The sequence below is a fragment of the Aurantiacibacter zhengii genome (assembly GCF_003584125.1).
Classification (GTDB): Bacteria; Pseudomonadota; Alphaproteobacteria; order Sphingomonadales; family Sphingomonadaceae; genus Alteraurantiacibacter; species Alteraurantiacibacter zhengii.
Window position 1 is genome coordinate 509,408 of sequence record NZ_QXFL01000001.1, and the last position, 26,251, is coordinate 535,658.

Here is a 26,251-nt window from a genome sequence, read left to right on the forward strand (position 1 = left end):
CCAATGCGCGAACGCGGTCACTCTGCCGGCTGGGCAGTCTTGAACTTGCCGCGCCGCTGGATCCACTTGCGGGCGACGACAAAACGCCAGACGAAGCTGGCCACGAGATAGCCGATTGCCGCGCCGACCACGGCCAGGATGACGAAGCCGAAGGCGGCCACACCGGCAATCTCCGCCCACTGCGCAAATGACTGGAACCACGTGCTCTGCACGTGTTCGTTCGCCATGCCGGTGGTCGCATCGTCGATCTTCAGCACGAACACGCCCAACCTGTGCGCCACCACCGCCCAGAAGGCGACAGTAAAGGGGTTGGTGATGAGCGTGGTGACGGCAGCCAGCGGCAGGTTGGCGCGCGATGGCAAGGCCAGCAGCACGGCCAGGAACGTCTGCCCCAGGGGGATGATGAAAGCGGCGAACACGCCCAGCGCAACGCCGCGCGGCACGCTGCGGCGATTGAAGCGCCAGAGTTCGGAACGCGCGATGGTGCTGGCCAGCGGAGCGAGCCAGCGATTTTTCGCCATCTCTTCCCGCCGGGGCATGGCCGGCATGCGTGCCGACAGCCACCGAGTCGCCCTTTCCATCATGGGATCGCCCATACTCCTTTGCGTCGCCATTGATAGATGGTTCTAGCCCAGGGAATGACAACCGTCGCTTAACGACGATATCCGGCTTTGGGCGACAATCGCGCTCGCCCTGTCGCATCCGCGAAAACGGGAGGGGCTTCAGCCCTTTTCGCGCATCAGGCGGGCCTTGTCGCGCTGCCAGTCGCGATCCTTGATCGTGGCCCGCTTGTCGTGCGCCTGCTTGCCCTTGGCCAGCGCCAGTTCGACCTTTGCTCGCCCGCGTCCGTTGAAATAGACAGACAGCGGAACCAGCGTCATGCCCTTGCGCTCCACGGCACCGAACAGGCGATTGATCTCGCGCTCGTGAAGCAGCAGCTTGCGGGGCCGCTTGGGTTCATGGTTGTGGCGGTTGCCATGGCTGAACTCGGGGATCGTGGCGTTCACGAGGAAGACCTGCCCGTCCTTCACCTCGGCATAGCTTTCGGCGATACTGCCCTGCCCTGCCCGCAGTGCCTTCACCTCGGTACCTTGCAAGGCGATGCCTGCCTCAAAAGTATCCTCGATAGAATAGTTGAACCGCGCCTTGCGGTTTTCTGCAACGACCTTTTGCTTGTCGAACGTGGCGGGTTTGGGGCGGGCCATAAGGTGGCGGCATGTAGGGATGCATTTGCCGAAAGGCAAAGGGCATGGCCCTACATCAGGTCCTCCGGCAGGGTCGGGTTGCTCAGAATACCGATGAACCGCTGCCAGCGTGTGGCCATGTCCGCATCGCGAGCCTCGACTGCCGCGCCGACGATCTCCGAACCCAGCCCGTAGTTGATCACGTAACTGCGGTAGGTGTCCATGAACCGCAGCGACTGTTCGGCGCGCTCGCGGCTCATCAGGCGATAGCGCATCGAGGCTTCGATCACTTCCTCGCGGGTCATGGTTTCATCGAGATAGGCTGCGGCAATGGTGTAATAGGCACCCGAGAGCCCCTCCAGCGCCTCGCGCAGCTCGTAATACTGCTCGATATTGCTGGCATCGATCCCTGCCAGCGGAGCCAGCACGTCGCGTTCGTATTCGAGCTGGCTAGTCCCCGGGAACGCCAGCTTCACGCCGTATTCGGCGCTGCCTTCGGAAATGATCGCGCGCGGGGAATAGAGCGGCAGCAGGGTGAATTCGATCTGCCCAAGTTCGTTCACCCGGTCCCGTTCGATCAGCGTCGAATAGACATGGTGACCGGGATAGGCCTCGTGACAGCCGACATCCACCGCGCGGTCGAGTCGCGTAGGCAGGTCGGTGTTGATCTCGATCACCGAGTGATAGTCGCCCTGGTAATAATTGAACCCGCCCCACGGCTTGTCGGTAACGAGGGAAAGGTCGAAGCTTTCACCTTCGGGCAGCGGGATATGCGGCAGGGTGCGCTTGCGGCATTCGTCAACGGCTGCATCGATCACGGCGCGAAGGCGGTCGTTGGGGATGATGAAGCGATCCTGATAGGCATTTAGCCGCTCGTTCAGCGGACCGTCGGAAAGATCGCCCGGCACCAGTTCCTCGATCCGGTCCAGCACCGGGTCCAGCGTGGTGAGGTCGATCAGTTCGGGGCGCACGCCGAACAGACCCTCGGCCTCGTCCTGGAAAGGAATTTCCTCGCCGCGCAGCATCCTCAGGCGCACCTTCGCGCTGGCAAGCATGGCCCGCAGGTAGCGCACCCGCTCTGCCTCCAAGGTTCCGGGTTGCGTCTCGATCAGGCCCAGTGTCGCGTCGAGCGCAGTGACGCGGGCCTGCAACATTGGCAATGTGGTTTCGTCGTCCTGCGCCGCGGCGCGGGTGGCGAGTTCCTCCGGCCCGTAATAGGCATCGACGTAGCCGGGGTCTTTCTCGCCAATAGCCAATTGCAACGCGAGATAATCGCGGGCCAGCACGTCGAGCGCGGGTGGCTGGATGCCCGGCATGGTAGCGCAGGAGGTGAGCGCGAGGGCGGCGACGGTGAGGATGGCGGCGCGGATCATTGGCTCAATTCCTTCGGGGTTCAGCGAAACTTTTGGAGCGAGGATCGCTTCCGAAACGGTTCGGCCCATGGTCTGGTGTCACAAGTAGGGGAAGAATGGTGAGGATGGTAAACACGATCAGCATCCAAGGCTCCATAGGCCAGACGAAAAAAGACCAAAAGTATCCGAAAAAAACAGGTAGAGCCCACAGCCCCGAGAGATTGCAATCATGAACGCGTCGAACGGTCCAACCAATCATGGGGACCATAAAGACTACGTAAATTGCATCGGTAATGTACTGCTCGACAGGAGCTTTCCAGAAAACAAACGCACATGACAAGCCAAGAAGGAACTCGGCACCGAGCCAGAGCCATCCGTCGGTTCGGCGCGACCTTCCAGAAAATTTGAAGGACTGCCGGACAAGTTCAACCAAGACCTCTATGACAGTCCGACCGTCAGATAGCTTCACTCCAAAATCCCCGCGAGTTCCATTGCCTCGTCCACTTGCCTTCTAGCAGTATCCGAGCAGGGCATGATCGGCAGGCGCACGTCGGGGCTGAACCAGTCGAACAGCTTGTTCAGCGCATATTTTGCAGGTGCGGGCGAGGCATCGGCGAACATCGCGCGGTGCAGCGGGTAGAGACGCTCGTTCAACTCGCGTGCGGTGGCGAAATCGCCCTCGGCAGCCGCGGCGTGGAAGTCTGCGCACAGCTTTGGCGCGACGTTCGCGGTAACGGAGATGCAGCCCACCTGCCCCAGCGCATAGCCTGCCAGCACCAGCGGGTCGTCACCCGAAAGCTGGCAGAAGTCCGGACCTGCGCCCATCCGGTGCGTGACGACGCGCGACAGGTCGCCGCTCGCATCCTTGATCGCCACGATCTTCTCCGGAAAGCGGCGGTGCAGTTCGATCACCGTTTCGGGCGCGATGTCCGTCACCGTGCGTCCCGGCACGTTGTAGAGAACGATGGGCAGGTCCGCACGCTCCGCCAAATAGCTGAAGTGCGCCAACAATCCTTCCTGCGAAGGCCGGTTGTAATAGGGCGCGACCAGCAGCAACGCATCGGCCCCGGCGTTCTGGGCTTCCTTGATATGCCAAAGCGCGGTCTGGGTGTCGTTGCTGCCGGCGCCGGCGATAACGGGTACGCGGCCCTTCGCCACTTCTGCGCAGACGGCAATCACCTTGTGATGCTCGTCATTGTCCAGCGTCGCGCTTTCGCCCGTAGTGCCGCACGGGACCAGCGCTTTCGATCCGCTTTCGATCTGCCAGTCGATGAAGCGCCGGTAGGCCTCCTCGTCGAAGTCGTCGCCTGCAAAGGGGGTGGCGAGCGCGGGAATCGAACCTGAGAACATTTTACGCCTCTCGTGCGTTGGTGTGAAAAGACGACTCGATGGAAAATCGCGCCGGAACAGCGCCCTTTCCCAATAGCCTTACCCCTTCGGAGGAATTATGTATTCAGCGCCTGATAAGGATGCGCCCCATAGAATGTCCAGCATGGTTCGACTTCCCCTTGTAGCACTCGTCGCGGCTCTGGCCGCTCCTTCCACTGCTTTCGCGCAGGATGCCGCCGAATGGGATCGCAATCGCGCCCAGCTCGTGGCCCAGCAGCCCGGGCCGATGGCGCGGGAAATCACCCGTTGGGAACGACTTTGGGAGGACCGTCAGGCCCAGTTGCCGTTCACCGAATACGCCAGCTTCCTCCTTGCGAACCCCGGTTTCCCGGATGAGACCACGTTGCGCGCCCGTGCCGAACAGCGACTGCGCTCGGAATTCACCGAGCCCGGAGTCCTGCTGCGTTTCTTCGCCAACGAAGATCCCGTAACCAACTATGCCAAGGCGCACTACGCGCTGGCGCTGATGGGTGAAGACCGCGCCGCGTCCGAACGCTGGGCGCTGGAAGCATGGCGTGGCGGCGAGATGAGCCCCACGGCGGAGGCCGCGCTGTCTGCCATGTACGGCAGCAATTTCTCGCAGGCGGACCAGGATGCGCGCATGGACGCGTTGCTCTGGCAGCGCGATCCCGAGGGTGCCGCGCGCCAGTTGAGCCGCACGTCGCCTGCAAAGCGCGACCTATTTGCCGCGCGCCTTGCCATCCTGCAGGGCGGCGATGGAGCCACCAGCGCGCCCGGAGCGATGGCCGACCCCGGCTATCTCTACAACCGCAGCCGGGAGCTGCGTCAGGAAGGCCAGACTCCGCAGGCGATACGCAACATCGTGGACGGCCCGCAACTCGCCTCCCTCCCCTTCGACCAGACCGCCTGGATCACCGAACTTCTCGCGGTGGCCCGCGCCGCTGGCACGCGCGACTCCGTTCGCGTGGCGACGCGCGCGATCGAGGCGTTCGAGCCGGGATATGACATTTCGATCGGCGAATATCGCTTGCGTGACGATTACACCTCGCTGATGTGGCTGGGTGGCACGAACGCCCTTTGGCAGTTGGGTGACGGAGCCGCCGCCGCGCCGCTGTTTTATCAGTACGGCGCCGCCGCGCGAACGCCGCAGACGCGTTCCAAGGGCTTCTTCTGGGCGGGCGAGGCCTATCGCCGCGCCGGGAACACGGCGGAAGCGACGCGCCACTACGAGATGGCCGCCGACTACGCCGACAAGTTCTACGGCCTGATGGCGCTCAACCGGCTGGGCCGCGACGTGCCCAGCTTCAACCAGTCGCCAGAAGGTGCGCCGACAGAGGCTGAACGCCAGGCGTTCCTTAACCAGCCGATCACCCGCGCCGTTTCCGAAGTCGCCCGCGATGCACCGTGGAGCACCGGTATCCGTTTCTACCGATCCATCGCCGACCAGGCCGAGACCGTGGGCGAACACGTTCTCGTCGCCGAACTCGCGCGCGATATCGGCCGCCGCGACCTCGCCGTGAACCTCGCCGATTCCGCCATGGAAGACGGGCACAAGGGCTTCACCCAGATCGGCTATCCCACGCTCGACACCCCTCCCGGCACCAACTGGACGATGATCCACGCGCTGGCCCGGCAGGAAAGCCAGTTTGCCGAGAACGCCATCAGCCATGCTGGCGCACGCGGTCTGATGCAGTTCATGCCCGCCACGGCACAGGAAGAGGCCCGCCGCGCCCGCGTGCAGTATTCGGCCAGTCGCCTGATCGACGATCCGCAATACTCGATGATGCTGGGTTCCAACCACATCGAGCGGCTGATTTCCTATTACGACGGCAGCTATCCGCTCGCCATCGCGGCCTACAACGCCGGTCCGGGCAACGTGAATCGCTGGCTGCGCGAAAACGGCGATCCGCGCGTGACGGGTGACTGGCTGCGCTGGATCGAGGAGATCGGCTTCTTCGAGACGAAGAACTACGTGCAGCGCGTGGTGGAAAACGCGGTGGTGTACGAACACCTCTATCCCGAGCGTACGGGCCGCGCCGGCGAACCGCGCCTCGTGACGGACTTCCTGCGCTAGAAGGGAACCGCGGTCGCGGGGCGCTTCATGATGCCAGCCGCAGCCTGTTGTCCTGGCCCATGTCCAGGGCAGGCAGGCTTGCGACTGCGGGCCTTGCCAGGAAGAAGCCTTGCACCAGGTCGATCCCGCATGATCGCACGGCAGCCAGTTCGCCGGGGGTTTCGACACCCTCGGCGATGACCGTCCTGCCCATTTCCGTGCATAGGCGTGTCATGGCGCGCACGATCTGTCGGCGTGGTTCGCTGGTATCGATCCCGCGCACCAGTTCCATATCCAGCTTGATGATGTCGGTGCCGAGATTGGCGAGTACGTTGAGGCCCGAAAACCCCGCGCCGAAGTCGTCGATCGCGGTGGCAAACCCCAGTTGCCGATACGCTTCCACGATTGTGGTGACGTGGGGGACGTCGAGCCTTTCGTGTTCGGTGAATTCGAAGATCAACCGGTCTTGCGGGAAACCCACTTCACGCGCGGTTTTCAAAGTCAGCTGGATGCAGGCCAGGGGCGAATAGACGGCATTCGGCATGAAGTTGATCGATAGTTTCGCATCAGTTTCAAGAATGCCAGCGGTCACTGCGTTCTTGATCGCGTTGACCCGGCAGAGTTGATCGAAGCTATAGCGGGTTTTCTCATCGACGCGGCCTAACACTTCACCCGCAGCTTCTCCGTTCTCGCCCCGCACCAGCGCTTCGTAGGCGAAGACGCCATTGTTGCGCATGTCGAAAATAGGTTGGAACGCCGTGGTTATCGCAAAGGGTAGCGCAGCGCCTTCGCGACATACGCCACAGTGCGAAAGTTTCCGTGCCTTGTCCATCTCCTTGATACTGGGACAAAAATGTTAATGCATTACCAAGCGCAGCGTGCTTTTGCAGAGGATGGTCTTAGGCGCATGACCGAATAAGGCGCTCGGGATCGCGAAAACGAGCTATTTCATTCGGTGAGATGGGCTAATGTCCCTGTATCCTATTCACTCCGCGCCAGACGCTGCGCCTTGGGCCGTGGCGAGAAGGAAATCCAATTGGCCTCCCAACTCCAGATCCCCACGGACCTCTGACGATGGCAAAGGTGAAAAACCTGCGCATGGCTCGCAAGCGCCGGGAACGCGCCGCGAAGGATAAGGCCGCGGCGGACGCCCGTATCCGTCACGGCGTACCGAAGGAACAGCGCGGCGTTTCACGGCTCGACGAGGCGCGAGCCAGTCGTCTTCTGGACGGAGCAAAGCTGGAGCGGGACGACTGATGCGCACGACTTATCTGGATGCAAGTGTGAGGCTCTACTTCCTCGACGCGGCAGCAGAAGGCGGCGCTATCGAAACGCTGTTTTACGGGCCCTTGAGCGAAGCCATGCAGGTCGCAGGCGGGCAACCGGAGGAGGTTCAGGCAGGTCTCTATATGCAAACCGACAACGATGTCGTCGCCTGGCTCGATCTCATTGGCGAAGATTGACTTCTCTTGCACGCTTTCGACCGTGTGATGGAGTGGCGGTTTTCGTTCGGAAGGCTATGGGGCGCACGATGCCGACACCAGACAAGACCCAGCCCATAACCCCCGCAGGGCTCGCCGCGCTCAAAGCACGTTACGATCACCTGCTCGGCAAGGAGCGCCCCGAGATTGTGGAGATCGTCAGCTGGGCGGCCGGTAATGGCGATCGCAGCGAGAACGGTGACTACCTCTACGGTCGCAAGAAAATGCGCGAGATCGACCGCGAACTCGCCTTCCTCGCAAAGGTCATGAAGCACGCGAAAGTGGTCGACCCCAGCCAGCAGCCGGACAAGAGCCGCGTGTTCTTCGGCGCGACCGTGACCATAGCCGACGAGGATGACGAGCAACGCACGCTCACCATCGTGGGGGACAAGGAACAGGATGCCAGCGGCGGAAAGGTCGGCTGGTCCAGCCCCATCGCGCGCGCGTTGCGCGGTGCGGAAGTGGGCGACCTGCGCACCGTTCGCCTGCCCGGCGGCGAAAAGGAATGGGAAGTTGTGGCGATCAGCTATCCCTAACGGCGAAAATTTTTCTGCACCGCTGTAAGACTTTCGGATCCTGGCGGACTACCCTTGCATGGCACGAGGGGAAAACACTTTGCACAAGGCACCGCTATCGCAGGATGATGCCTATCGCAGCGCTGCGGAGGAATATGGCAGGGCCATAGACCGGCTGGCGCGCGGTTACGAGGCGGACGCGGACCTGGCGCGTGACCTCGTGCAGGATATCCACGCCGAACTGTGGCGAAGCTTCGCCTATTTCGAAGGCCAATGCTCGGTGAAGAGCTGGGTCTACCGCATCGCGCACAACGTGGCCGTGACCCATGTCCAGACCGCGCTTCGGCGCAAGCCGGAAGCCCTAGTGGGCCTTGACGGTATCACCGAACTGGCCGCTCGCGACGATCTCGCCGCGCAAACCGAAGCCGTTCAATTGCGCCACCGCCTGCTGGCTACGGTGCACCGGCTGAAGCCTGCCGATAGACAAGTAATGCTGCTTTACCTGGAAGACCTGACCGGCGCCGAAATCGGGGAGGTGACAGGCTTGTCTGCTGGCGCGGTTGCCACCCGGATCCACCGCTTGAAAAACCTGCTTGCCGATACCCTTTCACACGAAGGAGACAGTCAATGATGTCCGACCAGATCGCTCGAGACAGCTGGAAGGCTGCCGATAACAGCGCGCCGCTTCCCTCGCTGGACGAACTGCGCGCGCGGGCCGACGGATTCCGGCGCGTGATCAGGCGACGCAACCTTGTGGAATACGCCGCCGGAATTCTTGTGATCGTAATGTTCGCCATGGGCGCGCTTACCGCACCCCTGCTGGCCTTGCGCATGGGCAGTGCGCTGGTGGCGGGCGGTGCCTGCGTGGTGATGTGGCAGCTGTATCGACGAGGCAGGCCGCTTTCCCCGCCCGAACATGGGGGCCGGATGTCGGTACTGGAATTCCAGCGGCGCGAGCTGGCGCGGCAACGCGATGCGCTGGACAGCATCTTTACCTGGTACCTGCTGCCGCTCATCCCTGGCATGGCGGTCATCATGGCCGCGCCGCTGCTGTCGTTGCCGCCCGATGCCTGGCGGATGCCGCCCGCCGATGCGCTGTTCGTGATGGCCGCGGTGGTGGGCGTGTTCGTCGCGGTCTACCTGCTCAACAAGTGGGGTGCCCGCCGCCTGCAACGCCAGATCGACGAAATCGACGCGCTGATGGCCGAATGAAAAAGGGCGCGCATGGCATCAATCCACGCGCGCCCCGATGTTAATGCCGGACCAAGCTTACTTGGCGGACTTGGCCTCGTCGTCTTCGCTCTCGGAGTCGGTTTCGAACAGCGAGGGGGTGGCCTTCTCGTCCGAAAAGTCAGGCGCGCTGCTGAAGTCGGCCCCGGACGAACCATTGGACGGACCATTGGCCGCACCTTCCACCAGCTTGCCAAGCGAGCTGCCGTCGAGGCCCAGTTCCTTCATCAGCCCGTCGAGAACCGGCGCCTGCGCGCGGTAGGCGAGTGCTGCGGCCACGGCATCGTTGGCAAGGTTGCCAGAGCCACCGCCTGCACCCGATCCGTTGGTTGTCGAACCCGGTGCGCCGGAGCGCTGGGTAAGGCCATCAACCTGCACGATCTTGATCGAGTCGATCGCTTCCATCGGCTTCGCGCTTTCGCGGATGACTTCCGGCAGGACCTTGAGCAAAGCCAGCTTCGTCTGCAGGCTGATCTGCTCCATCGACAGGATATTTGCCGCTTCGTTGACGGCACGCTGGCCAGCAGCTTCCACTTCGAACTTCACGCGGTCGGCCTCGGCCAGCAGCTTGGTGGCATCGGCCTCACCCTTGGCCGCCAGGCGAGCGGCTTCGGCGCGGTTGGTAGCAGCATCCTTGTCTGCCTCGGCATCGACGCGGATCTTGATCGCGTCGCGCTCGGCCTGCTTTGCCGCCTCGATCAGCTCGATCTTCTTCTGACGCTCGGCAATCTCGCTTTCGCGGGCCGTGGCGACCTGTTCCTCGGCAGCGACGGCCTTGGCACGCGCTTCGTCGGCATCGGCCTTCGCCTGGCTTTCCTCGCGGGACTTGTTCTGCACCGCGATCTGCTGTTCCTGACGAGCGATCTCGAGAGCACGGACCTGGTCGATGCGGGCTTCTTCCACCAACCTGTCGGCCTCGATCTGCTGCGCGTCGACCTGCTTCTTCGCCTCGATCCGGGCGGCATCGGCTTCGCGCTGCCGCTCGGCCTGTTCGCGGGCGATTTCGGACATCTGCGCGGCACGCCGCACTTCCACTTCACGCTCCTGCCCCAGCCGGGCGTATTCGGTGTCGCGGCTGATCTCGAAGCTCTTCTGCGCCGCCTCGAGGTTCTTCGTCTCCATCTGCACGCGCGTGTCCTGCTCGATATCGTTGCGCAGCTTCTTGCGCGCCTCGATCTGCTCGGTCAGCTTGGTGAGACCTTCGGCGTCGAAGGCGTTGTTGGCGTTGAAGTGCTCGATGCTGGTCTGGTCGAGACCGGTCAGCGACACGGACTCCAGCTCCAAGCCGTTCATGGCAAGGTCGTTGGAGGAGACCTGCTGCACCTTCTGCACGAAATCCGCGCGTTGTTCGTGCAGCTCGTTCATGGTCATGCCCGCCGCGACGGAGCGCAGCGCGTCCACGAACTTGCCTTCGACAAGGTCCTTCAGCATTTCGGGCTGCATCGTGCGCTGGCCCAGCGTCTGCGCGGCCATGGCGATGGCTTCGGCGTCCGGCTTCACGCGGACGTAGAATTCCGCCTTTACGTCGATACGCAGGCGGTCGAGCGTGATCAGCGCTTCACCGTCGCGGCGCATCACGCTGAGAACCAGCGTGTTCATGTTGACGGGCATGGTCTCGTGGAAGATCGGGAAGACGAGTGCGCCCCCGTTCATCACGACCTTTTCCCCGCCCACACCGGTGCGCACGAAGGCGACTTCCTTTGATGCGCGGCGGTACATCTTCAGCAGGAAGATGATGATGACGAGGACGGCGATTGCCCCTCCCACCAGCGTCACGAAGCCGAGATCCAGTAAACCTTCCATTTCTTCTCCTATCGTTATCTATGTGTCAGGACACCGGCGCCAGCTTGCGCTCTGCCAGGGGTACGCCGAAAAAGACGCTACCCTCGCGGCGCACGAGCAATACCTCGTCCCCCTCGTGAATGGTGCTCGCATCCTCATGTGGCTCGAGCATTACGTAATGCGCGTGACCATGACGGTCGCGCACTTTCGTTCTTGCAGGAGAGCCGCGTTCGGCTTTCCCGGTGGTTACGGTTCCTCGGCGACCGACGAGGCTGCCAAGCCCTACGGCGCTGGTCTCGTCCTGCGGCAGCAACCCGCCCAGCGGACGCACCAGCATTGCCGTCAGCGGCAGCGTCGCCCCGCCGGAAAACAGCGCGGCCAGCCACGGGTAGAGCGGATTGCCGGTAAGATCCGTGGCAAAGACCTGGATGCCCATGCCCACCACGGTGAACAGCAGCAGGAATACCATCAGCCACACCATCAGCGGCACCCGGCCCAGCCCCAGCAGGGTCAGCAAGGCTCCGCCGAACCCGGCAGAGGGCGCCTCCACGGCGTCTGCATTAAAATCCGGCGCTTCGAGGTCCAGGTCGAGTTCGACATCCCCGCCGAAATCGAAATCGCCAATGCCGATTACCTGCAGCACAAGCGCAAGAACCATCAGGCCAAAAGCGATCGCGAATGGCAGGTTATAATCGGCAAGCAGGCTCATCGTATCGCTCACCTCCCGGCGAGCAGCCGAGGGCGTCCTTTCCAAGTTTGGGTCAATTTTTCCGGATGCCCCTTCCCGTTCCATTCATATCGCAGAAATCCCGCGAAAATTCCAGAAAAACCGGATTCGGATGGTACGATTTTCGGGATTCCATCGCCGGGGAAAAGGCGCCTATATAATAGGTATGAAGCGCATCTTGATCACGGTTGCCCTGCTGGCCCTGGCATACCCCGTCATGGCGAAAGACAGCCTTGGCGTGTTCGGGCAATGGGGCGCATTTCGCGATCCCGCGGTGCCGCGATGCTACGCCATCGCAGCGGCAGAGACTGGGCGGGATCGCCGCGACTTCGATCCCTTCGCCAGCGTGGGGATATGGCCCGAACGGCAAGTCCGCGGGCAGGTCCATTTCCGGCTGAGCCGCGAATTGTCATCCAGTCCGCGCCTGCGCCTGGCTATTGGTGGACAGCGTTTCGACCTGGCCGGCGGCGGCGGTGACGCCTGGGCGACCGGCGCTGGGGACGATGCCGCGATCCGCACGGCCATGCGCGCCGCCAGCCGCATGACCATCAGCGCGACGGACAATCGCGGCAACCGGTTTACCGACCGCTATTCGCTGGAAGGCGCTGCCACGGCCATCGATGCCGCCCGCGTCGGCTGCGCTGCTCGGCGATAGACATGAAAAAGGGCCGGCGGGATCGCTCCCGCCGGCCCTCTTCAGGTCAATCGTGACGCGCCTTAGAAGCGCAGGCCGAACCCTACGGCGACCTGGTGACGGTCAAGATCGGCGTCGAAGCGGTCGCTTTCGCCGGTGTCATCATCGAAGAAGTCATCGTCGTTGAAGTCGAATTCGCCTTCGCTATAGTTGGAATAGCGGTATTCCAGCTTTACGAAGGTATTCTCGCTCATGGCGTATTCGGCACCGGCGCCCACGCGGTAGCCGTCGAGGTCCAGGTTCGTTTCAAGCTCGGTCGTGCCATCGTCGGCCAGCAGGTTGTAACGCGCGTTGGTGTAGCCGCCCTTCACGTAAAGCAGCATGTTATCACCGGCCAGGATACCGGCGCGCGCGCCGACATAGATGTCACGGCCCGTATCGAGCTGCGCGCCAAAGCCGAGGTCTTCCAGGTCGCCATCGACGATTTCCGTATCGGCGGTGGACTTGGACAGCTCCGCTTCCGCGCCCAGCACGATGCCGCCTACAGCTACGTCGTAACCAACGCCGACACCATAAAGCAGTCCGTCGATCGACTGGTCGTCCTCATCGTTGAACTCGTTGTCGACATCGCTGCCGGCCTTGCTGATGTCATACCCGGCGATGCCTTCGATGCGCGGACCGGTGAACGCCGAGTTGTCCTGTGCGGCGGCAGGAATGGCCAGAGCCGTTGCCGAAGCCGATGCGAGAATAAGTGCGATACCCTTTTTCATTTTTATTACTCCATTCACTTGGAGCGCGGTTTTCGTCCGCGCTTGGACCACCAGAATGAAGCACCTGCAGGCTTCGTTTCATTAACCCTGCACAACAACGGAGGTGTGGTTTTTCCGCAACAATATTGCTCGATGAACCGCCATATTCGTTCGATGAACGACGGGAACGTTTCGCTGTGGCCTGCAAGACGAAGCAATCTTTCACGCTTCATCCCTTAACGGTCTCAGATCAGCGTGAAATCTTGCGAGTTTCCCGGCTTATCGTTCAAATCTCCCGACTCATCGGTGGGTAGCGAGATTCCATCGGGAACCGGGAAAACTGCGCCCGCTTCCCAAAGCGCGCGCTTATCCCTATATCGCTGCCTCCCATGGCCGATACGACACTGATGAGCATTCCCGGACAGGTTGATCCGGTTCCCGTCGCGCGTGACATCACGCCGCGCGAGGATGGACGCGTGGACCTGATCGGTCTGCCGAAGAAGGATATCACCGCCCTGTTCGAAGGTGCTGGCCTCGACAAGCGTCAGGCCAAGCTGCGTGCAAAGCAGGTGTTCCACTGGCTCTACCATCGTGGCGTCACCGATTTCGAGGCGATGACAGACATCGCCAAGACCATGCGCCCGTGGCTGGCCGAACGCTTCGTGATCGGCCGCCCGGACGTGGTGGAGGCCCAGCACTCCACCGACGGAACGCGCAAGTGGCTGCTGAAGACCAGCGACGGGCACGAGTTCGAAATGGTCTTTATCCCCGATGCGGACCGCGGGACGCTGTGCGTTTCCAGTCAGGTCGGCTGTACGCTCAATTGCCGTTTCTGCCACACCGGCACCATGCGACTGGTGCGCAACCTGACGCCGGGCGAGATCGTGGGCCAGGTCATGCTGGCGCGCGATAGCCTTGGCGAATGGCCCAAGGGCCGGATGGACGATCTGGGTGACGAGGGCGAAGCGGAGTATACTGCCGATGGCCGCCTGCTCACCAATATCGTCATGATGGGCATGGGCGAACCGCTCTACAATTTCGACAACGTGCGCGACGCGTTGCAACTGGTGATGGATGGCGACGGGCTGGCCCTGTCGAAGCGCCGCATCACACTGTCGACCAGCGGCGTGGTGCCCGCGATGGCGCGTTGCGGCGAAGAGATCGGCGTGAACCTCGCAGTCTCCCTCCACGCGGTATCGAAGGACGTGCGCGACGAGATCGTGCCGATCAACAAGAAGTACGGGCTGGAAGAGCTGCTGCAGGCCTGCGCCGACTACCCCGGTGCCAGCAACGCCCGGCGCATCACGTTTGAATACGTGATGCTGAAAGACAAGAACGACAGCGACGAAGACGCACGCGAACTGGTCCGCCTGCTCAAAGCTTACAAGCTGCCGGCGAAGGTAAACCTGATCCCGTTCAACCCGTGGCCCGGCGCGGTTTACGAGTGCTCCACGCCCGAACGCATCAAGCGCTTTTCCGACATCGTGTTCGAAGGCGGCATCTCCGCCCCCGTGCGCACCCCGCGCGGTCGCGATATCGATGCGGCTTGCGGTCAGTTGAAAACGACTGCCGAGAAGAAAAGCCGTGCGCAGCGTGATCGCGAGGAAGCAGAAGCGGCGGTCCAGGCGGGCTGAGCGGCTTCGATGGGTAGGGGGACGACATTCTGGCGCTATCGCCGCCCCTTCACTCTCGATGGTTTTTCCTGCCGGGTCACGGTCCGCGCGCGAAGCGATGGCCTTGCGTCAGAACTGCGGGTGGGCGACGAGATCGTGGCAAGAGATGCCACGCCCATCGGAGGTACGGAGGCTGTGCGCAATCACCTTCTCTCGCACGCCCTGCCCGATGGTTCGCAGTTTGAAGTCGAGGCCGGTTACATCAGCGCAGTAAATGTCGGTATCCGGGTGCTGCGTGACGGCGCTGTCGTGCATGAAAGCCATCCCGGTCGCACTATCGCCTATCCCGAAAAGTACCGCGAACAGGCCCTGGCAATGAAGGGCGAAACCTTCGGAAGCGCCGTGCGCGATGCCTGGAACCACAGCATGGCCGAGCAAACCAGCAACGGTTACGACCCGGAGGCGTGGAAGCGGAACAAGGTGCCGCTGGCCGTCGATATCGCGCTGGGCCTGCTCTTCTTCGCTGTCGCAAAGCTTACCGATCTGACGACGGCTGCCCTTGTAGGCGCGGGCGCAGGCATCGTCCTCCTGATAGCCCAGCGAATGACGAAGGTTGACCTGCTGGGCGGGCTGGCAATGTTCGGCATCGTCATGATGCTGGTATCGGCGGGCCTCGCTTTCATGTTCCAGAGCGACGAGGCGGTGAAGTACCGCACCACTGCAATCGGACTGCTCACCGCAGCCTTGTTCTTCGGCGACGGCGTGACGGGCGGCCAAAGGCTCGCCAACCGTCTGAAGCGGTATCTTCCCTATGGCGACATCGACGTTGCGCGGCTGGGCATTGGCATGGGCCTGATGGGTGCGGTAATGGCCGGAGCCAACCTTGTCGTCGCACTCTACACCTCGACCGATTTCTGGCTGTTCTATTCCACCTTCGCCGATTTCGTGCTGACCGTGGGGCTGGTACTGGTGGTATTCCGCTTCGCTCGCGGTGAAATGCTGCGGGATGTCGCGCCACGCTACCGTGCACCTATGCAGCCTGAATGAGCGACGAAGCCACCCTCGCCTTCTATCAGCGCAGCGCGCCGCACTACACGTTGAGCTTCGGGCAGGCACCTTCGCGGCACCTCGATTCCTTTCTCGATCGCCTCCAACCCGGAGCCCGCGTGCTCGAACTGGGCTGCGGCGGAGGACGGGACGCGGCGCGCATGGCAGAACGCGGCTTCGCCATCGATGCCACCGACGGCACACCGGCCATGGTGCGCAAGGCGAACGAGCGGTTCGATCTCGCTGCGCGGGTCATGCTCTTCGAAGATCTGGATGCGGAACTGGCCTATGACGCGATCTGGGCGCATGCCTGCCTGCTGCACGTACCGCGCGCGCAGGTGCCCGCCATGCTGGCGCGGATATTTCGCGCCCTGCGCTTTGGCGGGTGGCACTATGCGAGCTTCAAGCTAGGGGACGAGGAAGGGCGCTGCCTTCTGGGCCGCCTGCACAATTTCCCCGACCCAGAGTGGATAGTCTCCGCTTACCGGGAGGCCGGGTTCGACATAGTCTCGACCGAGATATGGGAAGGCAGCGGCGCCGACGGCACCGTTCGCGACTGGATCGCCATAACGGCGCGCAAGCTCGACTGAACCATGATCGAAAACGGCTCGTCGCAAATTACAAAACCCAACAAGCCGTTCATCTTCGGTATCACCTTCATGAACGAAAAGGGCTCTCAGACACCCGAGCGATGTCGAATCGGAAAGGTAAAGCCCATGAAAAAGACACTTCTTGCAATCGCCGCCGCCTCGCTGGCCATTCCCGCCGCCCCTGCTGTTGCACAGCATGGACCGCCCTCCTGGGCCCCCGCGCACGGCTACCGCGACAACGACCGTCATGACCGTTACGACCGGCATGACCGTTATGATCGCCGCGACCAGCGTCGCCACCGCGTGTATGACGACCGTGGCCGCTATTACGAACCGCGCCGCGTGAGCCGTGGCGACCGCGTGTGGCAGGGCCGCGATGGCCGCTATTACTGCGAGCGCGAGAACGGGACGACCGGCCTGATTATCGGTGCTGCCGGTGGCGCACTGGTCGGACGCACTATCGATACCCGCGGTGACCGCACCGTCGGAACACTGCTTGGCGCCGCGCTGGGTGCAGTGCTCGGCCGCGAAATCGACCGGGGTAGCGCACGCTGCCGCTAACGCCTGAGCCAAGGCTGATTTGGAAGACGCCGCCGTTCCTGTTTTCCGGAACGGCGGCGTTTCTTGTTCAGCCTCCGCCTAGGCCGGTCGTCCAAAGGATTACCTGCCCCGCAATAGTCAGCACGCAGAACGTCAGCCCGAGGATCGGCACGGCTTTCCAGAGGTTCGGCACATCGTCCGGCTGGATTCGCCTCTTGAGTTGCCAGAGCGCAGCATTGACCATCGCGAAAACGATCAGGATTGCCAGGCTCGTGCCACTGGCCAGTGTGCCCAGCGGAATGAAGAGGGCAAGCGCCAGCACGATGCCGGTAGCCAACAGCGTGGACACGACGGGGGTATCCGTCGTCTCGTTCACGCGTCCCATCCATCCCGGCATGCCGCCTCGCCTGTCCCGGCCCATGTCCATCAGCAGGCGGCTGGCGGCAACCACCTGGGTCAGCGCACCGTTCACGATCACGAGCAGGCTGGCGATCACCAGTACCGTCTGGAGCGTTCCCTCGCCCTGCACTGCGGCATAGACCAGCGGGGCGTCTGCTGCGGCGATGTCGGCAATGTCGTCGCGCCCGCCAAGCGCCGCCGCGATGGCGAGGTAGAATACGAAAACGATCACGATGGTCACCACGATGCCGCGCGGCAGGTTGCGTTTCGGCTCTTTCAGTTCCTCCGCCGTCTGTGCCATGTCGCCGAAGCCGATGAAGGAATAGATCGCAAGGAACGCGCCTGCCAGGATCCCGCTCCACGCCTGGCTGCCGGAAAAGGCCTCGCCGCTGGCCAGTTTGCCCGGCCACGCCATCAGCCCGTCACGCGCCAGCCAGAGGATTGCGACCAGTGTGACGAGGCCGAGAGCGGTCGTTATGGTCATGAACCACGCGCTCTGCCTCATCCCGGCGATGGAAATGCCGCCCACCAATCCGACGATGCCCAGCGTCGCAAGCCAGTGCGGCACATCCATGAAACTGCCGAGGTAGCTGACAAAACCCGTCGCAATGGTCGCGCCTGAGACGATGTTGGCGACAATCAGCATGTACCCTGCAACGGAGGGCAACTTGTACGCGGTGCCGAAAGCTTCCTCCACGTAGTCGATCGCGCCGCCGGCAGTGGGTATGCGCGCACCGATTTCCGCAAACGATAGCGCGGTGAACACCGCTACCAGCCCAGCGACGGCATAGGCCAGCGGCGCACCCGGCCCGGCCTTTCCCATGACCTCGCCGATGACCACGAAAATACCCGCGCCAAGGATGGTGCCGGTACCGTAGAAAATGAGATTGCCCAGCCCCATGGAGCGTTGAAGTGCCATGTACGATTCCCCTTCCTTCTCCGTTTCCAATGGGCTGCGCGCGCGGCAGTTCCTCCTCCTGAAGGAACCCCGACGGTCGGCTTTTCGTTAAACGCCAACTTTTGGGTGCTGGAGAAAACTGATGGTCGAAACGCTTGGTCCGGCCTTGCCGCATGAATTGCAGGACAAGGCCCGCAAGGTACTGCAAAAGGCATGCGATGCTGAGATGCCGATCGCGGTAGCCGAGAGTTGTACAGGTGGCCTGCTGGCTGCCCTGCTTACCGATATCCCCGGTTGCAGCCATATCTTCGAGCGCGGCTTCGTCGTCTATTCCGATCAGGCCAAGTGCGACCTCCTGGGCCTCGACCGAGCCATGGTGGATGATTGCGGCGCGGTCAGCCGCGAGGTGGCCATAGCAATGGCACGGGGTGCGCTCGATCGCGGTGAGGCGCATTTGGCCCTGTCGATTACCGGCTTCGCCGGTCCACCGGGAGACGATGATGATGGCGAGGAAGGGCTTGTCCATTTGGCCTGTTGCAGCAAGGGTGGCACAATGAATCACAAGGAATGTCATTTCGGCCCCCAGGGCCGCCAGGGTGTGCGGATCGCGGCCCTCGATACAGCGCTTGACCTCATGGCCCGGGAAATCGGCGCATGAGTGCCGAGACGCACCCCTTTTTCGACATGCATACGCACGGGTTCGTGCGCGTTGCCACCAGCACGCCAAGGGTTCGCACTGCGGATGTTGCCTATAATGCAAGGGCGATAATCGAGCAGGCACAGATGGCGCACGAGCAGCACGTCGACCTGCTGCTGTATCCGGAGATGTGCCTGTCCTCCTACGCGCTCGACGACCTGCACATCCAGGCCGCCCTGCTGGAAAGCGTGGAGGCCCATATCGAGGCTATCCGCGAGGCTAGCGAAGACCTGACGCCGGTGCTGGTGATCGGCGCGCCGCTGCGCCGCAACGGCCGTATCTACAACTGCGCGGTGGTGATCGCCCATGGCGAGGTGCTGGGCGTTGTGCCCAAGAGCTACCTGCCCAACTATCGCGAGTTCTACGAAAAGCGCTGGTTCGCGCGCGGTAACAACTGCCGCGACCTGTGGATTCCGGTCAACGGCGCCGAAGTGCCTTTCGGCGTCGATCTGATTTTCGCTGGCCAGAACCTGCCCGGCTTCACCTTTGGCATCGAGATTTGCGAGGACTTCTGGAGCCCCATCCAGCCAGGCACGATGGCGGCGCTGGCGGGGGCCACGATCGTGTTAAACCTTTCCGCCAGCAACATCACGATCGGCAAGTCGGACGAACGCCACCTTCTCAGTCGCGCCAGTTCCAGCCGCGGGGTCTGCGCCTACGCCTATTCCGCCAGCGGTTTCGGCGAGAGCACGACGGACCTTTCGTGGGACGGCCAGGGCATGGTCTACGAACTGGGCGACCTGATGGTGGAGAGCGTGCGTTTCGAGCTGGAGCCCGAACTGTGCGTGACCGACGTCGATACCCGCCGTATCCTGAACGAGCGGATGCGCATGGGCACGTTCAACGATGCGGCCGAAGATGCCGGGCGACCCGAGGACACTTATCGCACCATCGGTTTCGATCACCTTTACTACCAGGGCGACATCGGCCTTCGCCGACCGATCCGCCGCTTTCCCTTCGTGCCCAACCGGCAGGACATGCTGGACCAGGACGCCTACGAAGCGTTCAACATCCAGGTCGATGCACTGATGCGGCGCATGAAGGCGACGCAATCAGAGTGCCTTGTGATCGGCATATCGGGCGGGCTCGATTCCACCCACGCGCTGATCGTGGCCGCCAAGGCGTGCGACACGCTTGGCTTGCCCCGCTCCACCATTCGCGCCTACACGATGCCGGGTTTCGCGACCTCGGACGAAACGAAATCCAACGCGTGGAAGCTGATGAAGGCATTCGGCTGCACGGCGGAGGAGATCGACATAAGGCCCGCGGCCCGGCAGATGCTGACCGATATGGGTCACCCCTTCGCCGATGGCGAACCGGTATACGATGTGACGTTCGAGAACGTTCAGGCTGGCCTGCGCACCGATTACCTGTTTCGCCTCGCAGGCCATCACAAAGGCTTCGTGATCGGCACGGGTGATCTCAGCGAGCTGGCGCTGGGATGGTGCACCTACGGGGCGGGCGACCAGATGAGCCACTATGCTGTGAACGCGGGCGTGCCCAAGACACTGATCCAGTACCTGATCCGTTGGACCGTCAGCAGCAGGCAGTTCGATCCCGGTAGCGACGAAGTGCTGGAAGCCGTGCTGAATACAGAGATCAGCCCCGAACTCGTGCCCGCCGATTCGACCGGCGAAATCCAGAGTACCCAGAGCATTATCGGCCCCTACGAGTTGAACGACTTCTTCCTCCATCACACGATCCGCTATGGCCAGTCGCCCAGCCACATTGCCTTCCTGTGCTGGCATGCGTGGCGCGATATCGACCACGGGATGTGGCCGCATGCCTTTCCCGATGCGCTGAAGAACGCTTACGACCTGCCCGCCATCCGCAAGTGGCTGGAAAATTTTGCCAAGCGCTTTTTCCAGTTCAGCCAGTTCAAGCGCAGCGCATTGCCCAACGGACCGAAAGTCAGCGGTGGCGGCGCCCTGTCTCCGCGAGGGGACTGGCGCGCGCCCAGCGATGCTGTGGCCGATGTATGGCTGGCCGACCTGCACGAGAAGCTGCCGGAATGAAGCGCAAAGACCGGCACCAAAAGCCTGCTTGTCTCACCAGCCGCAGGCTCTAACCTTGCGGAATGAGACATCTTCCCATCACGGTCCTCTCTGCTGAGCGATGACGCGCAAGGCAGTCCTCGTAACCGGCGGCGCAAAACGCGTAGGCGCGGCATTCAGCCGGCGTTTTGCGAAGGCCGGCTGGCATGTCGTCATCCATTGCAACAATTCGCTAGAAGCGGCGCAGAAACTCGCTGCCGATCTGCCCAGCGCACAGGTGGCGCAGTGCGACCTTCTCGATACAGAGGCAGCGCAAGGCATGGTGCGCAACCTGGCCGCTGAACTGGACGACTGGCGCTGCCTCATCAACTCCGCGTCTATTTTCGATCCCGACGACGTAACCGCGATCGATATCGAGACGAACCGGCGGGCCATGCAGATCAATGCCGCCTCTCCGGCCCTGCTGGCGCAAGCCTTTTTCGCCAATGCGCGCAGCCGGGCCGGCCGCCGCGTGGTGCAGGTGACGGACCAGAAGCTTGCCAACCTCAACCCGGACTTCTTCAGCTATACGATGAGCAAGGCCGCAGCCGACATTGCCGCGCGGATGCTGGCGATGGCGCACGATGGCGAAGACCGCGTTTACACCCTTGCGCCCGGTGCGATCCTGCCCAGTCACGATCAGAGCAGCGAGGAAGCGCAACGCTCGCATCGGCTGAATCTCCTGGAACGCCATACCCAGCCTGACGAAGTGGCCGACGCCGCGCTGTTCCTTGCAGAGGGAACGCTTGCCAGCGGACAGTCACTCTACGTCGATTCCGGCCAGCACCTGCTGAACCAGCCGCGCGATGTGATCTATCTTGCAAGAGAAGGCAGCGATTGATGGAAAAGCCGGGAAAACGCCACGCGCTGTCCACGCGTATCTGGCACTGGATCAACGCCATCAGCGTGATCATACTCTTCATGAGCGGACTGAATATTTCGAACGCGCACCGAAGGCTCTATTGGGGCGACAGCGGCTTCGCCCCGGAACAGGCTTGGCTGGAAGTTCCGCGTTTCCCCGGCTGGGCCACGATTCCCGACTATTACAGCTTGGCGACGGCGCGCGATTGGCACGTGGTCTTCGCCCTGGTCTTCGGGTTTTCCCTGCTCGCCTTCATGATCCTGGCCTTTGCCAACGGTCACATGAAACGCGACATCTTTGCCCGCGCACGCGAATGGAAGCCTGCGAACATCTGGCGCGACGTCAGGGAACACCTGAAATTCAATTTCGATCACGGCGAAGGCAAGTACAACATCCTGCAAAAGATCGCCTATGCCGGGACCATCCTGGTCCTTATCCCGCTGATGATCTTCACCGGCATGGCGATGAGCCCCGGCATGGAGGCCGCCTGGCCATGGTTGACCGACGTGTTCGGCGGCAGACAGAGCGCACGTTCGATCCATTTCCTGGCCGCATGGGGGCTGTTCGCCTTTTTCGTCGTCCACGTGCTGCTGGTGCTGGCTTCGGGACCGATCGAGCAGATCAGGGACATGATTACCGGAGGGAAGGAATGATGCAGCGTCGCAATTTCCTCGTCGCGGGGTTCGCGGCCTTCGTGGCCGGCTGCAACGAAATCGGCAATTCGGACTGGTTCGGCAAGGTGGTGGAAGGGGCGCAAGGGTGGCACCGCGGCCTGCACCGCACGCTGGGCGGTGGTCGCATTGCGATGGCCCCGGAATATAGCCGTTCCGATCTCTCACCCTATTTTCGCGGCAACGGCAGTCTTTCAGTCGATACCGAAGCCTATCGCGAGGCGGAGGCGCAGGGCTTTGCCAACTGGCAACTGTCCGTCGGTGGTCTCGTGGATAATCCGGGCGCACTATCCCTGCAGGATATTCGCGCCCTGCCCCAACGAATCCAGATCACCCGCCACGATTGCGTGGAAGGCTGGAGCGCCATCGGTGAATGGACCGGCCCGCAGCTTTCCACCATCCTGGAGGCAGCAGGCGTCCAGCCGGAAGCTAACTTCATCGTATTCCGCTGCGCCGACAAACTGAACGGCGGGGACTATTACGAAAGCTGCGACATGGACGATGCCTTCCATCCGCAAACGATCATTGCCCATCGCCTGAATGGCGAAGCGCTGCCGGTGAAGAACGGTGCTCCCCTGCGCCTGCGGATTGAACGCCAGCTTGGCTACAAACATGCCAAGTACCTGACCGGTATCGAAGCGGTAGCCAGCCTTGACGATATCGAAGGGGGGAATGGCGGATATTGGGAGGATCGCGGCTACCAATGGTATGCCGGGATCTGACGGCGCTTTCCGTCAGCCAGGCGGATAGACCCGGTTCATGGCGTCCCAGTTGAGGCGAGCCAGTTCTTCGAGCACGTCTAGGTCTACGTCTGCCAGCTTGTTGACATAAAGGCAGCTCGCGCCCTTCGAATACTTGCCGAGCCGCGCCAGCAGTTCGTCGTTCTTTCTGCCTGTAGCTTCGTCGCAATAGCCCCCCATCAGATATAGCGAATGCTTCGCCTTGCGCGGAGAGAACCCGGTGCGCAGGAAATCCCCTTCCCGGCCACTGTCGTACTTGTAGTGATACTGGCCATAGCCGATCATCGACGGCCCCCAAATGACCGGCTCCTTCCCAGTGACGCGGCGGAACAGCGCATCCAAGTGGCGCGCTTCATCGCGTTTGCGCTCGTGATCGATCCCGTCGAGGAACGTCTGCACACTGATCTGCGTCGGCTGGGTCTGGTTCGCGCTCATGACCACGAAACCTACCCCGGAATTGACAGTGCGCCAAACGGTCCGCACACCCTTTTCGAACGAAACGAATTTCGGGAGATATCGCTTCTTATGTGGCTGCTGGACAAGATGCTGAAAAAACTGATCCGGGCGGGCAAGCTCGTGATCACCGACTACGACGGCAAGGTTTACGAATACGGTCCGGGCGGTGACGTGAACGGCGAATACGGCGAGCCGATCAAGGTGCGCCTGACGGACAGGAAGGCCAGCAGCCATATCGCCCGCTATCCGCAGGTCGGCGCGGGTGAAGCCTACATGTGGGGCTGGCTTGTCGTCGAAGAACCCCACGATATCCGTGACATGGTGCTGTATGTTACCAGCCAGGCGAAAGTGCACGGCGACAAGGCCCTGCAGCCACAGGGCACTCTGAAACGCCTGGCGCAGAAGACCGCGGCGAAGATCGACAGCGTCAACCTGAAAACCAAGGCGCGCAAGAACGCGGAGCACACCTACAACCTGACGCGGCGCCTGTACGAGCTGTTCCTCGACGAGGACCGGCAGTACACCATGGGTTACTACCGCGACACGTCGAACTCGCTGGAGAAGGCGCAGCTCGACAAGAAGGCGCATATCGCGGCCAAGATGTACATGCAGCAGGCGCGCGAGATGGATCGCCCGCTGCGTGTGCTGGATATCGGCTGCGGCTGGGGCGGTCTCGCGCTTTATCTCAACAAGCATTACGGCGCGGAGGTACTCGGCGTGGCGCTGGCACCAGACCAGATCGCCTTCTGCAAGGAGCGCGCGAAGGAAGCGGGTGTCTCCGACAAGGTGAAGTTCGCGCTGATGGATTATCGCGACGTGGAAGGCACGTTCGACCGGATCAGCTCTGTCGGCCTGCTAGAGCATGTCGGCACTCCGCACTACCCTGAATTCATGAAGAAAACGCACGAGCTGCTCGCGCCAAAGGGCGTGATGTTCAGCCACTGCTGCGGGCGCGCGGGCCCTCCAGGCTTCACCGACGCCTGGACGCGCAAATACATCTTCCCCGGCGGCTATATCCCGGCCCTGTCCGAACTGGTGACAGAGAGCGAGAAGGCTGGCTGGCAGGTCATGGATGTGGAGGCCATGCGCTTCCATTACAGCCACACGCTGGAGGAATGGTACAACCGCACCACCATGCACGAGGAAGAGCTGGTCGAGCTATACGACGAGGAATTCTTCCGCATGTGGCAGTTCTACCTTGCCGGGGCAGAGCAGAGCTTCCGTCACGGCACGCTGGTGAACTGGCAGATCCAGTACGTGAAGGAACGCGATGCCATCCCGATGACGGGTGATTACGTTTACGAGGAAAGCGCCCGCCTGCGTGACGTGGAAAAGCCGCCGCGCTGGCACCTCGACCCTGCGCTGAAGGAAGCGGCAGAATAAGACCCGAGGAATAAGAATGAGCCAGACCCTGATCGACCGGCTGATCGGCAAGGCTATCACGCACGGCACGCTGAAGCTGACCCTGCACGATGGCCGCACCTCCACCTACGGCACGCCGCATCCAGACTATCCCGATGTCGAAATCCGCCTCGCCGACAGCAAGGTGATCCGCGACATCGCGTTGGATACCAAGCTGGGCGTGGGTGAGGCCTACATGGATGGCCGCATCATCATAGAGCGCGGCGGGATCATGGAATTGATCGAACTGGCGCGGCGCAACGCCCCTTGGGAGGCGAAGGGCGGCTTCGGCCGGACTGCGCCTCATCGCAAGGTCCTGAAGCGCCTCGCCTACATCAAGGACAGCGTGAACAACCCCTTCAGTTCGAAGGACAATGTCGCGCATCACTACGATATCGGCAACGATCTCTACAAGCTGATGCTGGATCCCGAACACATGCAGTATTCGTGCGCCTACTGGCCGCGCGACGGCATGACGCTGGGCGAGGCGCAGGAGGCGAAGCTGGCCCATATCGCCGCCAAGCTGATGCTTGAGCCGGGCAACCACGTGCTGGATATCGGCTGCGGCTGGGGCGGCATGGCGATTTTCCTTGCCAGCCGTACCGACGTGAAAGTGACGGGGATCACGCTGAGCGAGGAACAGCTTGCCCTCGCCCGCGAAAGGGCCGAGGCCGCGGGCGTTTCCGACAGGGTGACGTTCAAGCTGGTCGACTACCGCGACCTTGCCGCACGCGGCGAGACATACGACCGCATCGTTTCTGTCGGCATGTTCGAGCATGTCGGCGTGCCGCAGTACGAGACGTTCTATCGCGATTGCGCCCGGATGCTGAGCGGCGACGGGGTAATGCTGCTGCACACCATCGGTCGCTTCGGCAGCCCGGTGGCGGCAGAGGCCTTCACGCGCAAGTATATCTTCCCCGGAGGCCATATCCCTGCGCTCAGCCAGATGATGGAAGCCAGCCAGAAAGTGCGCCTGATGGCGACCGACGTGGAAGTGCTGCGCGTGCATTACGCCAAGACGCTGCGCGAATGGTATGCCAGGTGCATGGAACATCGCGAGAAGATCGTCGCGATGTTCGACGAGCGGTTCTTCCGCATGTGGACCTACTACCTTGCGGCAGCGACATCGACGTTCGAATGGGGCGGACTGTGCAATTTTCAGGTGCAGTACAGCCGCAACCGCTACGCCCTCCCCCTTACGCGTGACTACATCGAAGAGGCCGAGCGCAAGCTGCTTGCTACCTGAC

Annotated in this window: 29 protein-coding genes; 18 read left to right on the forward strand and 11 right to left on the reverse strand. The window is 62.2% G+C overall.

Annotated features, from left to right (window positions below):
* Positions 1-17: 17 nt before the first annotated feature.
* From D2V07_RS02515 to dapA, 5 genes are all read right to left on the reverse strand, one after another.
* On the reverse strand, positions 18-548 hold the full coding sequence (locus D2V07_RS02515) for a DUF2062 domain-containing protein (protein WP_233548206.1): 531 nt from the start codon (positions 546-548) through the stop codon (positions 18-20).
* Between the two features lie 174 nt (positions 549-722).
* Positions 723-1,205, reverse strand: coding sequence for an SsrA-binding protein SmpB (smpB, locus tag D2V07_RS02520; protein ID WP_119584414.1), 483 nt, complete (start codon positions 1,203-1,205; stop codon positions 723-725).
* A 50-nt stretch (positions 1,206-1,255) separates the two neighbouring features.
* Complete coding sequence (locus D2V07_RS02525; protein ID WP_119584415.1) at positions 1,256-2,557, reverse strand: hypothetical protein; 1,302 nt, start codon at positions 2,555-2,557, stop codon at positions 1,256-1,258.
* Positions 2,558-2,561: 4 nt separating this feature from the next.
* Complete coding sequence (locus D2V07_RS19105) at positions 2,562-3,005, reverse strand: DUF805 domain-containing protein (RefSeq protein WP_119584416.1); 444 nt, start codon at positions 3,003-3,005, stop codon at positions 2,562-2,564.
* Entirely contained in the window at positions 3,002-3,886 is an 885-nt protein-coding gene (gene dapA, locus D2V07_RS02535; RefSeq protein ID WP_119584417.1) for a 4-hydroxy-tetrahydrodipicolinate synthase, read from the reverse strand. The genes D2V07_RS19105 and dapA overlap by 4 nt, the downstream gene beginning before the upstream one ends.
* Before the next feature lie 133 nt (positions 3,887-4,019).
* Here dapA and D2V07_RS02540 point away from each other — a divergent pair, with 133 nt between their 5' ends.
* The gene (locus D2V07_RS02540) at positions 4,020-5,960 is read left to right on the forward strand and encodes a lytic transglycosylase domain-containing protein (protein ID WP_119584418.1); all 1,941 of its coding nucleotides are present in this window, start codon (positions 4,020-4,022) and stop codon (positions 5,958-5,960) included.
* A gap of 25 nt (positions 5,961-5,985) precedes the next feature.
* Here D2V07_RS02540 and D2V07_RS02545 read toward each other — a convergent pair whose 3' ends face one another.
* Positions 5,986-6,771: an EAL domain-containing protein gene (locus tag D2V07_RS02545; RefSeq protein ID WP_119584419.1), complete on the reverse strand. Its 786-nt coding sequence runs from the start codon at positions 6,769-6,771 to the stop codon at positions 5,986-5,988.
* Between the two features lie 242 nt (positions 6,772-7,013).
* Here D2V07_RS02545 and D2V07_RS02550 point away from each other — a divergent pair, with 242 nt between their 5' ends.
* The 5 genes from D2V07_RS02550 to D2V07_RS02570 all read left to right on the forward strand — a co-directional run bounded on the left by D2V07_RS02550 (position 7,014) and on the right by D2V07_RS02570 (position 9,147).
* Entirely contained in the window at positions 7,014-7,196 is a 183-nt protein-coding gene (locus D2V07_RS02550) for a DUF4169 family protein (protein WP_119584420.1), read from the forward strand.
* Complete coding sequence (locus D2V07_RS02555) at positions 7,196-7,402, forward strand: hypothetical protein (protein ID WP_119584421.1); 207 nt, start codon at positions 7,196-7,198, stop codon at positions 7,400-7,402. Before D2V07_RS02550 ends, D2V07_RS02555 begins: the two co-directional genes overlap by 1 nt.
* A 68-nt stretch (positions 7,403-7,470) precedes the next feature.
* Complete coding sequence (greB, locus tag D2V07_RS02560) at positions 7,471-7,956, forward strand: transcription elongation factor GreB (protein ID WP_119584871.1); 486 nt, start codon at positions 7,471-7,473, stop codon at positions 7,954-7,956.
* Between the two features lie 58 nt (positions 7,957-8,014).
* A complete protein-coding gene (locus tag D2V07_RS02565; protein ID WP_119584422.1) occupies positions 8,015-8,566 on the forward strand; it encodes an RNA polymerase sigma factor in 552 nt (183 codons plus the stop codon).
* Positions 8,566-9,147 (forward strand): hypothetical protein, encoded by a 582-nt coding sequence (locus D2V07_RS02570; protein WP_147366884.1) that lies wholly within the window; start codon positions 8,566-8,568, stop codon positions 9,145-9,147. Before D2V07_RS02565 ends, D2V07_RS02570 begins: the two co-directional genes overlap by 1 nt.
* Positions 9,148-9,204: 57 nt before the next feature.
* Here the strand turns inward: D2V07_RS02570 and D2V07_RS02575 are convergent, their stop codons facing one another.
* Both D2V07_RS02575 and D2V07_RS02580 read right to left on the reverse strand, forming a co-directional pair.
* Positions 9,205-10,968 (reverse strand): flotillin family protein, encoded by a 1,764-nt coding sequence (locus tag D2V07_RS02575; RefSeq protein WP_119584424.1) that lies wholly within the window; start codon positions 10,966-10,968, stop codon positions 9,205-9,207.
* A 25-nt stretch (positions 10,969-10,993) separates the two neighbouring features.
* Positions 10,994-11,656, reverse strand: coding sequence for an OB-fold-containig protein (locus D2V07_RS02580; protein ID WP_119584873.1), 663 nt, complete (start codon positions 11,654-11,656; stop codon positions 10,994-10,996).
* Positions 11,657-11,840: 184 nt separating this feature from the next.
* On the opposite strand from D2V07_RS02580, the gene D2V07_RS02585 reads away from it, so the two are divergent.
* The gene (locus D2V07_RS02585) at positions 11,841-12,329 is read left to right on the forward strand and encodes an invasion associated locus B family protein (RefSeq protein WP_119584425.1); all 489 of its coding nucleotides are present in this window, start codon (positions 11,841-11,843) and stop codon (positions 12,327-12,329) included.
* Between the two features lie 62 nt (positions 12,330-12,391).
* On the opposite strand, the gene D2V07_RS02590 is transcribed toward D2V07_RS02585, so the two are convergent.
* On the reverse strand, positions 12,392-13,078 hold the full coding sequence (locus D2V07_RS02590; RefSeq protein WP_119584426.1) for an outer membrane protein: 687 nt from the start codon (positions 13,076-13,078) through the stop codon (positions 12,392-12,394).
* A gap of 368 nt (positions 13,079-13,446) precedes the next feature.
* Here D2V07_RS02590 and rlmN point away from each other — a divergent pair, with 368 nt between their 5' ends.
* From rlmN to D2V07_RS02610, 4 genes are all read left to right on the forward strand, one after another.
* A complete protein-coding gene (rlmN, locus tag D2V07_RS02595; protein WP_119584427.1) occupies positions 13,447-14,691 on the forward strand; it encodes a 23S rRNA (adenine(2503)-C(2))-methyltransferase RlmN in 1,245 nt (414 codons plus the stop codon).
* A 9-nt stretch (positions 14,692-14,700) separates the two neighbouring features.
* On the forward strand, positions 14,701-15,717 hold the full coding sequence (locus D2V07_RS02600) for a septation protein IspZ (protein WP_119584428.1): 1,017 nt from the start codon (positions 14,701-14,703) through the stop codon (positions 15,715-15,717).
* Entirely contained in the window at positions 15,714-16,307 is a 594-nt protein-coding gene (locus D2V07_RS02605) for a class I SAM-dependent methyltransferase (protein WP_119584429.1), read from the forward strand. The genes D2V07_RS02600 and D2V07_RS02605 overlap by 4 nt, the downstream gene beginning before the upstream one ends.
* A 126-nt stretch (positions 16,308-16,433) precedes the next feature.
* Complete coding sequence (locus D2V07_RS02610; protein WP_119584875.1) at positions 16,434-16,868, forward strand: glycine zipper 2TM domain-containing protein; 435 nt, start codon at positions 16,434-16,436, stop codon at positions 16,866-16,868.
* Positions 16,869-16,935: 67 nt separating this feature from the next.
* On the opposite strand, the gene D2V07_RS02615 is transcribed toward D2V07_RS02610, so the two are convergent.
* On the reverse strand, positions 16,936-18,165 hold the full coding sequence (locus D2V07_RS02615) for an APC family permease (protein ID WP_119584430.1): 1,230 nt from the start codon (positions 18,163-18,165) through the stop codon (positions 16,936-16,938).
* 121 nt (positions 18,166-18,286) lie between these two features.
* Here D2V07_RS02615 and D2V07_RS02620 point away from each other — a divergent pair, with 121 nt between their 5' ends.
* The 5 genes from D2V07_RS02620 (at position 18,287) to D2V07_RS02640 (ending at position 23,129) form a co-directional block, all read left to right on the forward strand.
* Positions 18,287-18,802, forward strand: coding sequence for a CinA family protein (locus D2V07_RS02620; protein WP_119584431.1), 516 nt, complete (start codon positions 18,287-18,289; stop codon positions 18,800-18,802).
* Positions 18,799-20,856: an NAD(+) synthase gene (locus D2V07_RS02625; protein WP_119584432.1), complete on the forward strand. Its 2,058-nt coding sequence runs from the start codon at positions 18,799-18,801 to the stop codon at positions 20,854-20,856. The genes D2V07_RS02620 and D2V07_RS02625 overlap by 4 nt, the downstream gene beginning before the upstream one ends.
* A 100-nt stretch (positions 20,857-20,956) precedes the next feature.
* Positions 20,957-21,715 carry an SDR family oxidoreductase gene (locus D2V07_RS02630; RefSeq protein WP_119584433.1) on the forward strand — a complete coding sequence of 253 codons (759 nt, stop codon included), beginning with the start codon at positions 20,957-20,959 and terminating at the stop codon, positions 21,713-21,715.
* A complete protein-coding gene (locus tag D2V07_RS02635; RefSeq protein WP_119584434.1) occupies positions 21,715-22,389 on the forward strand; it encodes a cytochrome b/b6 domain-containing protein in 675 nt (224 codons plus the stop codon). Before D2V07_RS02630 ends, D2V07_RS02635 begins: the two co-directional genes overlap by 1 nt.
* Complete coding sequence (locus D2V07_RS02640) at positions 22,389-23,129, forward strand: molybdopterin-dependent oxidoreductase (protein WP_119584877.1); 741 nt, start codon at positions 22,389-22,391, stop codon at positions 23,127-23,129. Before D2V07_RS02635 ends, D2V07_RS02640 begins: the two co-directional genes overlap by 1 nt.
* Positions 23,130-23,141: 12 nt before the next feature.
* Here D2V07_RS02640 and D2V07_RS02645 read toward each other — a convergent pair whose 3' ends face one another.
* Positions 23,142-23,582 carry a DUF1801 domain-containing protein gene (locus tag D2V07_RS02645; RefSeq protein ID WP_119584435.1) on the reverse strand — a complete coding sequence of 147 codons (441 nt, stop codon included), beginning with the start codon at positions 23,580-23,582 and terminating at the stop codon, positions 23,142-23,144.
* A 90-nt stretch (positions 23,583-23,672) separates the two neighbouring features.
* Here D2V07_RS02645 and D2V07_RS02650 point away from each other — a divergent pair, with 90 nt between their 5' ends.
* Positions 23,673-24,986, forward strand: a complete 1,314-nt coding sequence (locus D2V07_RS02650; RefSeq protein ID WP_119584436.1) for an SAM-dependent methyltransferase — start codon at positions 23,673-23,675, stop codon at positions 24,984-24,986.
* Between the two features lie 16 nt (positions 24,987-25,002).
* Positions 25,003-26,250 carry an SAM-dependent methyltransferase gene (locus D2V07_RS02655; protein WP_119584437.1) on the forward strand — a complete coding sequence of 416 codons (1,248 nt, stop codon included), beginning with the start codon at positions 25,003-25,005 and terminating at the stop codon, positions 26,248-26,250.
* Position 26,251 lies beyond the last annotated feature (1 nt).